Annotated in this window: 7 protein-coding genes; 2 read left to right on the top strand and 5 right to left on the bottom strand. The window is 65.6% G+C overall.

The window, feature by feature from the left end:
• Positions 1-297 precede the first annotated feature (297 nt).
• From PLZ73_12250 to PLZ73_12240, 3 genes are all read right to left on the bottom strand, one after another.
• Positions 298-2106: a hypothetical protein gene (locus tag PLZ73_12250; GenBank protein ID HOO78644.1), complete on the bottom strand. Its 1809-nt coding sequence runs from the start codon at positions 2104-2106 to the stop codon at positions 298-300.
• Between the two features lie 68 nt (positions 2107-2174).
• On the bottom strand, positions 2175-2537 hold the full coding sequence (locus PLZ73_12245; GenBank protein ID HOO78643.1) for a cupin domain-containing protein: 363 nt from the start codon (positions 2535-2537) through the stop codon (positions 2175-2177).
• Between the two features lie 134 nt (positions 2538-2671).
• Positions 2672-3019 (bottom strand): hypothetical protein, encoded by a 348-nt coding sequence (locus PLZ73_12240; GenBank protein HOO78642.1) that lies wholly within the window; start codon positions 3017-3019, stop codon positions 2672-2674.
• Between the two features lie 322 nt (positions 3020-3341).
• On the opposite strand from PLZ73_12240, the gene PLZ73_12235 reads away from it, so the two are divergent.
• Positions 3342-5045, top strand: a complete 1704-nt coding sequence (locus PLZ73_12235; GenBank protein HOO78641.1) for an MBL fold metallo-hydrolase — start codon at positions 3342-3344, stop codon at positions 5043-5045.
• Positions 5046-5063: 18 nt separating this feature from the next.
• Here the strand turns inward: PLZ73_12235 and PLZ73_12230 are convergent, their stop codons facing one another.
• On the bottom strand, positions 5064-5657 hold the full coding sequence (locus tag PLZ73_12230) for a hypothetical protein (GenBank protein HOO78640.1): 594 nt from the start codon (positions 5655-5657) through the stop codon (positions 5064-5066).
• A gap of 112 nt (positions 5658-5769) precedes the next feature.
• On the opposite strand from PLZ73_12230, the gene PLZ73_12225 reads away from it, so the two are divergent.
• Positions 5770-6051: a hypothetical protein gene (locus tag PLZ73_12225; protein ID HOO78639.1), complete on the top strand. Its 282-nt coding sequence runs from the start codon at positions 5770-5772 to the stop codon at positions 6049-6051.
• A 346-nt stretch (positions 6052-6397) separates the two neighbouring features.
• On the opposite strand, the gene PLZ73_12220 is transcribed toward PLZ73_12225, so the two are convergent.
• Positions 6398-8530 (bottom strand): right-handed parallel beta-helix repeat-containing protein, encoded by a 2133-nt coding sequence (locus PLZ73_12220; protein ID HOO78638.1) that lies wholly within the window; start codon positions 8528-8530, stop codon positions 6398-6400.
• Between the last annotated feature and the right edge of the window lie 666 nt (positions 8531-9196).

The raw sequence follows: 9196 nt of genomic DNA, 5'->3' as shown, positions 1-9196 counted from the left end.
GGTTCGGGGTTCAGGATTCAGGCTCAGCCGAAGTCCCCAGGGGGACATGGGGCAGGGCGCAGAGCGCCTAGCGTAAAACCTCCCCACCTCACCCTCTTCCCCTCTCATCCCCCCTCGGTGTCCTCTGTGGTGAGAAGCAGAGAGCAGAGAGCATAGGGCATAGAGTAATAAGCCCCCTGAACCCCGAACCCTGAACCCTCTGCTCCCCCTTCATGATCTTCATGTCCTTCATGGTCGAAACAGCATAGAGCAGGGGGCATAGAGATAACCCGAACCCCGAACCCTGAACCCTCCCTCTTAGGGGTTGGCGACGGGGACGTCGGTGGAGGCGCCGTAGTAGGGGGAAGTCACCCCACGCACCAGCCATTTCCCCGCCGCCGAGCGGAAGACCGCGAAATCCCAGCTCCCGTCGCCGTCGTAATCCGCCGGCTGGACCGTGTCGGCGGCGACGCCGTAGAAGACCGAGGTGAGGCCGCGTACCAACCATTTTCCCTGAGTGTGCCGGTAGACCGCGTAATCCCAGGACGCCCCCCCCGAATACGGACCCGGAACCGGGCTGTCGGTGGAGCCTCCGAAATAGAGCCCCGTCACCCCTCGCACCAGCCATTTCCCCGCCGCCGGACGGAAGACCGCGATCCGGGCCCGGCTATCCCCGTCGTAATTTCCCGGAACCAGGTCGTCGGTGGAGACACCGAAGTAGGCCTGAGTGACGTTTCTCACCGCCCACTTCCCGGTCGAGGGCCGGAAAACCCCCAGGTCCGCCGTCCCGTCGCCGTCGTAATCGGCCGGCACCGGCACATCCACCGCCGTTCCGAACCAAGCCGTAGTCACTCCACGGGCCATCCACCGGCTCTGCGCGGGCCGATAAACGGCGATATTCCAGGTCCCGTCCCCGGAGTAGTCCCGGGGCACGGGCTGGTCGGCGACAGTCCCGAACCAGGCCCGGGTCAGGCCCCGCACCAGCCACAGCCCGGCGGAGGGTCGGAAAACGGCGATATCGGACGTCCCGTCCCCGTCGTAGTCCCCGACAACGGCGGGAGGCGCCGATTCGGACCATTGGGCGACGCGGGCGGCGGCCACGCCTCCGGCGGTTTCGAACATCCCCCCGGCATAGATCTCCCCCGACCCGGAGTTCGCCAGGGAGAGAACATACCCGTCCATGCCAGAGTCCAGCGCCGACCAGGAGTTCCCGTCCCAGCAGGCGATGTAGTAGGTGTCCACCCCCCCTGCGTCAATAAAGACGCCGCCGGCATAAAGAGCATCCGTTCCGGCGGCGGCCAGGGAAAAAACGAAGCTGTCGGTACCGGAACTGAGCGCCGACCAGGATACTCCGTCCCATTTGGCGGTGTTGTTAACTTCCAGGCCCCCGGCTTGCCAAAACCCTCCTCCGGCGAACAACGTCCCCGGGGCTTCGTAGGCCAAGGCCCACACGAAGTAATTCACCTCCGAACCCAGCGCCGACCAGGAAGCGCCGTCCCACTTGGCGATATAGTTCGCCGACGCCCCTCCGGCGGTAGTGAATTCGCCGGCGGCGTAGAGGTTCCCCGACCCATCCAGCGCCAGCGCATTCACGGCGCCGTTCGTGCCCGAACCGAGAGCTGACCAGGAACTCCCATCCCAGATGGCGACATGGGCGGCGGCGAGGCCCCCGGCCTCGGTAAACGACCCGCCGGCGTAAAGGTTCCCGGAACCGTCGCAGATCAAAGCGGACGCTATACCGTCCAGACCGGAACTGAGCGCCGACCAGGAGTTCCCGTCCCACTTGGCGATACGGTTGGCCGCCACCTCCCCGGCCCAATAAAAACCACCGCCGGCATAGAGGTTTCCCGATCCATCGAGGGCCAGGGAATAAACCGGTCCGTCCGTTCCCGAACCCAGCGCCGACCAGGAGTTTCCGTCCCACTTGGCGACGTGGTTGACCGTCACTCCCCCTGCGGTATCGAACCTGCCCCCGGCGTACAGATTCCCCGAACCGCCGCAGACCAGGGCTTCGACATCGTCGTTCATTCCCGAAGACAACGGTCGCCAGCTCGGCGCCGCGACCGCGGCGTGGAGAACCGCCAGGGCGCTCGCCCAAACGACCAGTTTGACGCTCGTCTCCTTCATCCCGCCTCCTTTGCCGGTTTCAGCAACGCTCGTTCCAACATACTGTATCCGAAGAAAATCAGCCGGACTTATTCCCGGCGGTGGACGGTCCCGGGCGAAAAGGCCGGGACGCAGACGGAGACGTACTCGGCCCCTTCGGGCCCGGGGGTGGCGTACTGCACCGTCTCCCCGGCTTCGACGATAAGGGCCTGCCCGGCCCGGACGGCGAGCACCCGGTCGCCCAACCGGGCCTCCAACTCGCCCTTGAGAACCAGGGTGTATTCGCTGAACTCGGGCGTCTGCGGGGGTTCGAGCCAGCCGCCGGGACTGTTCATTTTGGCGACGCTCACTGCGGCGGTGCCGGTGTTGACCAGCCCGATGTATTCCCGGATCTCCTTGGGGGGATCCCCGGCGGCTTCGATCGGCGATGGCTGCGGGACAAGTCTGGCCATAGTCTTCTCTCCCTATAACGGGGATCGGCCCCGCGGCGGCGCGGGGCCGGTCCCGGTTCTTGATTTCCTCCGCCGGCCCGGGTCCACCATACCATCTCCCGCCGGGTTGAGTTCCGGGAATTCTCCCGGCCCGGTTACCGGTAGACCGGCCGATAATAGACCACGGGCGGAGGAGGACAGTAGCGGGGAGCCGGGTAGACGACGGGGCCGTGGTAGACGGGGGGAGGAGGGGGGGGCGGCGGGGGATAGACGGCGTAAGTGCGGCACGCGGGCGGTTCCCAGTCGCTTACGGCCGCGGCGATCAGGCCCACGCCGAGCAGACCGGCGCAGACCGCCCCGAAGGTTTCCCAGCCGTCGCAGCCGCCGCCGTGGTGGTGGCGGCTATGCCCGTGGTGGTTCCAGCCGTGGCAGTCGGCGAGGGCGCCCTGGGCGCAGAAGAGGACCGCCGCGGCGACCATGATGCTTCCCATCAGCTTTTTCATCGTCCGTCCCTCCTGGGGTTCCCGTTCACCTTCTTTGACGGACGGACCCGGGAAATATTCAACCGCTTACGCATACGACTTCGAAAAAGGCCCCGATTCGCCCAAGGATTTATAAGAACGTCCATACTTGGATATACGGGTTATTGCGAGTCCCCAAAGGGGGCGAAGCGATCTCTTCAGTATAAAAGATGGGTGGATTGCTTCGCTCCGCTCGCAATAACGGAGGCAAAGGTGGCGGTGCCATTTATGGCCTGATTAATAACAGTCCTCCCGAGGGCGCGACTGCGGCTATACTACGGTACCCGCGGAAGAGAGGTCGGGTATGAACCGAAATCGATCCAAGACCGCCGCCACGATGTCCCCGGGCTGGGAACCGATCCCGGGGGCGCGCCAGGCATGGCTCTATTCCTACCTGCGCAAGCCCCTGGTCTTTTCCTGCAACTCCTACCTCATCCGAACGCCCGGCGCCCTCGCGGTCATCGACCCCGGAGGGCTGCCGGAGCAGACCGAAGCCATCCTGGCGGTGCTGAAAAACCTGCTCCGGGAAAAACCGCGGCCGGTCTACGTCCTTCTCACCCACTGCCACGTCGACCACGCCCTGGAGGCGGTCTCCAATGCCAAATGGCGTGAGCTGACGGGAACGGTCGTGGCCATCCACGAAATCGGGGCCGAATCCCTGCGGGCGGCCGACCGCAGGATCACGCAGGCCCAGATCCTGGGACAGGACCTGGCTCCGTTCGCGGCCGATATCCCGCTGCGCCCCGTCCCCGGGGGTAACGGCCACGGCGGCCTCGCTCGGACATCGCTTGCCCTGGACTCCGGCAACACCATGGAAGTCTACGCCGTTGCGGGCCACAGCCCGGACAGCGTCTGCTTCCGCCTGGGAAGCGCCCTCTTCTGCGGCGACCTGCTCGCCGCCACCGCTCCCCTCATCGCCGGAGCCCCGGGCTGGAACCGGGAGGAACTGATGGCCTCGGCGCGGGGGCTCGTGCGCCTGTACGCCCGGGGCGGTATCGAGACCTGCTACCCCGGCCACGGCCGGCCGCTCCGGGGGGAAGCGATCGAAACCGCCCTCGAACGAGTCGTCGAGGAAGCCGCCGACCTCGAAGGCATCGAGGTCGCCGACGCCGGGCGCGTAAACTATATCTCCGACTACGCCCAGGAACTTTTCGCGGAGATGGGGGCGGTCTTCGCCCTCATCCAGAAGAAAATCCATACCCTGGCCCGCCGCCTGCGGCAGTTCGAAGAGTGGGGCGCCGCCCGCGAAATCGCCCGCGTCCTGGATTCGAAACAGGTCGCCCAGCTTTTGCGCGATTTCCGAAACTTCCGGGAACGCTATCTGGCCGGGGAGGTGATCGAAGTCCAGGTCGCCCTGAAAGCGATCCAGCTCATCCGTGGAATCGGACGCCTGTTGGAAACCGAGGGGCTGGACCGGATCGTCGAACCCCACCTGCTGCGCCTGGCGGCGACCCTGGTCGGCGATTTCATCGACACCTCCAAGGGCCTGGGGCCGCCGGAGGACGCGGAGGCGACGGACCCGGAGGCACTGTTCGCGGCCGTCCGCGCCGAGGTCACGCGCCGCCCCGGAACGGGGGCGAGCCTGGAGGAAATCCCCGACGATCCCGAGGGGTTCCGGGAATATCTCATCGGCGTGCTCGTCGCGGACCCGGCTTGCCGGCGCCTCGCCCTCGAATTCCGGGCCTGCGGAAAGAAGCTCTCCCCGATTCGGATCGACCGGCGGCGCTTCCTCGACGCCGTGGCGGCGCTGCTGGAAGAACTGGCGGCGGCGGGGGCGGTTTCTCTCGTCTTTGCCTGGTCGGACTCTCCCATGGGGCCGGGGCTCGGCATCGAAGCCGGGTTCGCCGCGGACGGCGCACGGCCCGGGGAAACGGCGTTCCGGTCTCATCGTCGGCGGCTGCGCCTCGCCGGCGCCGGAATGGACGTCCGGGCCTTGCCCGGGGGCCTCGGTATCGATTTCAGCTTCCGAACAGCGCCGGAAAGATCTTCCGCGAAGATTTCTTACTGATCCTCCGGGGGAGCGGGCTCAGCGGGAAACGGCCGCATGCTGCCGGCGTTTCCGTCGACGGTACCAGACGGTGTAGGCGAAACCGAGGACGATGCAGCCGAGGCTGACCGCGAAATAAAACTTGTCCGGCAGCGCGGCGGGTCGGAAATCGCGGAAAAGGTTGCAGGCGGTGGGGACCAGCAGCAGCGCGCCCCAGAAGACGGCGATCGACCGGCACCCCCGGATCAGGGCGGGATCGTACCACCGGTCCCGGGGCAGCCCTTCGCGGGCGTACTGGAGCGTGAAGGGCCGGCCCGCCAGCACCGTGGCCCAGATGGTCCCGGCCAGGAAAGCATTGGCCACGACCGCCATGTTCTCCGCCAGCCAGACCCAGGCGAACCCGTACAGGGCCACGGTGACGAAGAGGAAAAACGCCAGGGTCGCCCACTGGAGGATGAAACCACGCCGCAGCGACTTCCAGCCGAAGAGGAGGGCCGCGGCCAGGCAGATCGGGACCGCGCGGCGCAGCTCGTTCCAGCCGCCGGTGGGGAGGAACAGGAAAAGGAGCCAGGGCATGAATCCCAGGGCGAGCTTTCCCGTTTCTTTCAGTTCGGCGATGGTCTCGGCTTTCATCCCGCCCTCCGGCAACCGCTTTTCCCCGAGTTTTGGTTTTGAGAGTTCCCGATAAAGCCGCGATAATAGTATAGCGGGTTTCAGGACATACCGCTATTCGCGGGAGGACGGCATGTTGGGAAAAATCGCCGCGATCGTCTGTCTTTTCGTCGTGCTCGCGTCGGCCGCGCGGGCGGAGCCGCCCGGCGGCTGGGGCCGCTACAACCCCGGCCTGAAGCGGGTGGAGTATTTCGACCGGCAAGGCGCCCTGGTCGGATTTTCCCGCTTCAACCCCACCTTGAACCGGATGGAGTTCTTCGACCGCCGGAACCGGGTGGTCGGCTGGGCCCGCCGCGCCCCGAACTCCGGCCGGATCGAGTATTACCCGGCGCGGTCCAACGCGCGAATGTGGTAGGGATTCAGGGGAAGAATATAGGAGTCAGAATTCAGAATTCAGGAGCCCACCACCGCGGCCCCTGGAGACTTTTGCACCTGATTTCTCTGATTAACTCTGATTGGGAAAGGAATGCAGAGTTCAGGGTTCAAGAAAAGTCCACAGATGACACAGATCAAGAGATACGAGGGTGTTTTCTTACTGTCTCTACCAAGACATTTTCCACTCCTCTAAAATCCTCTTGTGCCTCTTGTGCCTCTTGTGGCTACCCCTCTTCCCTTCATGATCTTCATGTCCTTCATGGTCGAAACAGCATAGAGCAGGGGGCATAGAGATAACCCGAACCCCGAACCCTGAACCCTCCCTCTTAGGGGTTGGCGACGGGGACGTCGGTGGAGGCGCCGTAGTAGGGGGAAGTCACCCCACGCACCAGCCATTTCCCCGCCGCCGGGCGGAAGACGGCGAAGTCCCAGGTCCCGTCCCCGTCGTAGTCGGCCGGCTGGACCGCGTCCCCCGATGCCCCCCAGTAGGCGGCGGGGCCGTACCTGACCAGCCAACGGCCGGAAAACGGCCTGAAGACCGCGAAGTTCCAGGTCCCGTCCCCGTCGTAATCTCCGGGAACGACGGTGTCGGCGGAAGAACCGTAGTAGGCCCCGGTCCCCCCCCGCACCAGCCAGCGGCCGGCCGAGGGCCGGAAGACGGCGACGGCGGCAGTGCCGTCCCCGCCGTAATCCCCGGGGACGGCGACGTCGGTGGAGATCCCGTAGTAGGCCTGAAGGCCGCCGCGGACCAGCCATTTTCCCCCCGCCGGGCGGAAGACGGCGATATCGACGCTCCCGTCACCGTCGTAGTCCGCCGGGACCGGGACGTCCGTGGAAACCCCGTAGAAGGCCGAGGTCAGGCCCCGGACCGACCATCTGCCCGAAGACGGCCGGAAGACCGCCGGCTCCCAGGTCCCGTTCCCGGAGTAGTCCCGGGGCACGGGCAGGTCGCCGTCGCCCCCGAACCAGGTCCGGGTCAGGCCCCGGACCAGCCAGGCCCCCGACGACGGCCGGAAGACGGCGACGTCGGCGGTGCCGTCCCCGTCGTAGTCGCCGGAGCCGGCGCCGGGGAGAATATCGGCTTCGGCGGCGCCGATATCGACCCTCCCTCCCCGGACGCGGGGGTTACCGTAGCAGTCGGCCGCGCCCAGCAGATCCGGAGACTCCATGTCCCCGGCTTGGATGGCCGGGGACCCCCCGGCGAGACGGACCGCGCCCGCGGCCGGCGCGTCCAGGAGAGGGTCGGCGAAACCGGAGTGCTGGTCCTGCCCGACGGCGGCTCGGTACTGCTCGAAGCCCGTGTACCGGACCCCCTGCCAGTCGACGGCGACGGCCTCCGCGCCGGCGTCGGCGTAATAGAGGTTCCAGTCGAAACCGTTGTCGACGCTTCCGGTCTCGGCGCGGATGAGGAGGTTCTGGGGGCCGGCCACGACGATATTGTTCCGGACCCGGTTCCCTTCGGCCCAGTTGACGGCGAATTCGCCGTTGCCGTCCGCGAGGGTGTCGTTGTGGTAGAGGGTGTTCCCCGAAAATTCGCAGCCGTCGACCCGGCCCAGTTCCGCTTCGTACCCTCCGAAGACGATCCCGGCCTTGTCGTTGGCATAGACGACGTTGTTGCGGACGACCACCCCGGTAACGGTGTACCCGGGGTTTTCCGCTCCGATCTCGATCCCCAGATCGCACTCGTGGACCAGGTTGCCCTCGATGACGATGTCGCGGCCGCCGTCGACGTAGATCCCGGCGGCGTAGCCGCCCCCGTAGACGGAACGGGCGCGGTAGACGCGGTTCCCCCGGCAGACCCCGTCCCGGGCCACGCCGTGGTTCCCGGTCCAACTCTCCCCCCCGATGAAGTCGATGCCGATGTTGTTCACGTCGCGGACGACGTTGTCGACGACCTCGAAGCCGGAGACGTTCCCGTTCAACACCAGCGCTTCGCTGGGCGCGGGTTCGCAGTCGTGGATCTCGTTGCCGGAAACGACGATCCCGGAAAGGGGAACCGGGTCGTCGCCCAGGATCATGATCCCGATCGCGTCGGCGCCGGGCAGGCCGTAAATCCGGTTGTCTGCGATCTCGATCCGGTCGCCCTTCCCCCGGACCATGATGCCGGCGCCGGCATGGGAATTGGTGATTTCGAAACCGACGATCCGGACGTAGGAGCGGTCAGCGACCGTAATGACGTCGCCCTCGGCCTGGGGGTCGACCACCGCCGTCTCCCCCGGTCCGGCCCGCAGGGTGATAGAGCCGGAAGCCTCCGAACCGCTCCGGGGGAAGACCGGCGCCTCCCGGTAGGTCCCGGAGAGAACGGTGACGGTATCGCCGGCGTCGGCGGCGTCCAGGGCGGCCTGGATGGAGGTATAATCGCCTCCGGACGGCGCCACCACGATCTCGGCCCCCCGGGCGGAAACCGAGATCGCCGAGAACGCCGCCACCGCCGCCGCAACTGCCCTGCCCTGCGCCATCGTCTCCTCCCTGTGGTTATAACTATATCACTTCGAGAGGGGCGATGAGATTGCAGGGTTCAGGGTTCGGGGTTCAGGAAGGGGAGTGGGGGGCCACAAAAGGCACAAACGGGGAAAGGGTGGCCACAAGAGGCGCAAGAGGCACAAGAGGATTTTTGACGGACTGAAGATGCCCAGCGGCGGACAGTGGGAGCCATCTCCATCTGTGTAATTTCAGTCCTCTAATCTGTGAAATCTATGGACTCATTGAGGGGGCAAGGTAGGGGGCTACTGAATTCTGAATTCTTCCCCTCTTATGCTCCATGCGCTATGCCCTATGATTTCTCGACCATGAAGGACATGAAGTTCATGAAGGGGGAGCAGAGGGTTCAGGGTTCGGGGTTCAAGAAGGGCGCCATGCACCCTGCACTCTGCTTCCTCCAATCTGCGTAATCTCTGTTTTAAAATCTGTGAAACCTGCCTGCCGGCAGGCAGGTCTGTGGACTCCCAGAGAGGGTGAGGTCGGGGGCTACTGAATTCTGACTCCTGTATTCTTCTCCCGAACCCTGAACCCTGAACCCTCTCTTTCCCTATGCTCCATGCCCTATGCCCTATGCTTTTCACAGGTGCAGAAGTCTCCAGGGGGCGCGGCGGTGGGCTCCTGAATTCTGAATTCTTCTCCCTGAA

Source organism: bacterium, from assembly GCA_035380285.1.
Classification (GTDB): Bacteria; Auribacterota; Erginobacteria; order Erginobacterales; family DAOSXE01; genus DAOSXE01.
Note: the sequence above shows the minus strand (reverse complement) of the source record. Positions and strands in the feature narration are given on the sequence as shown.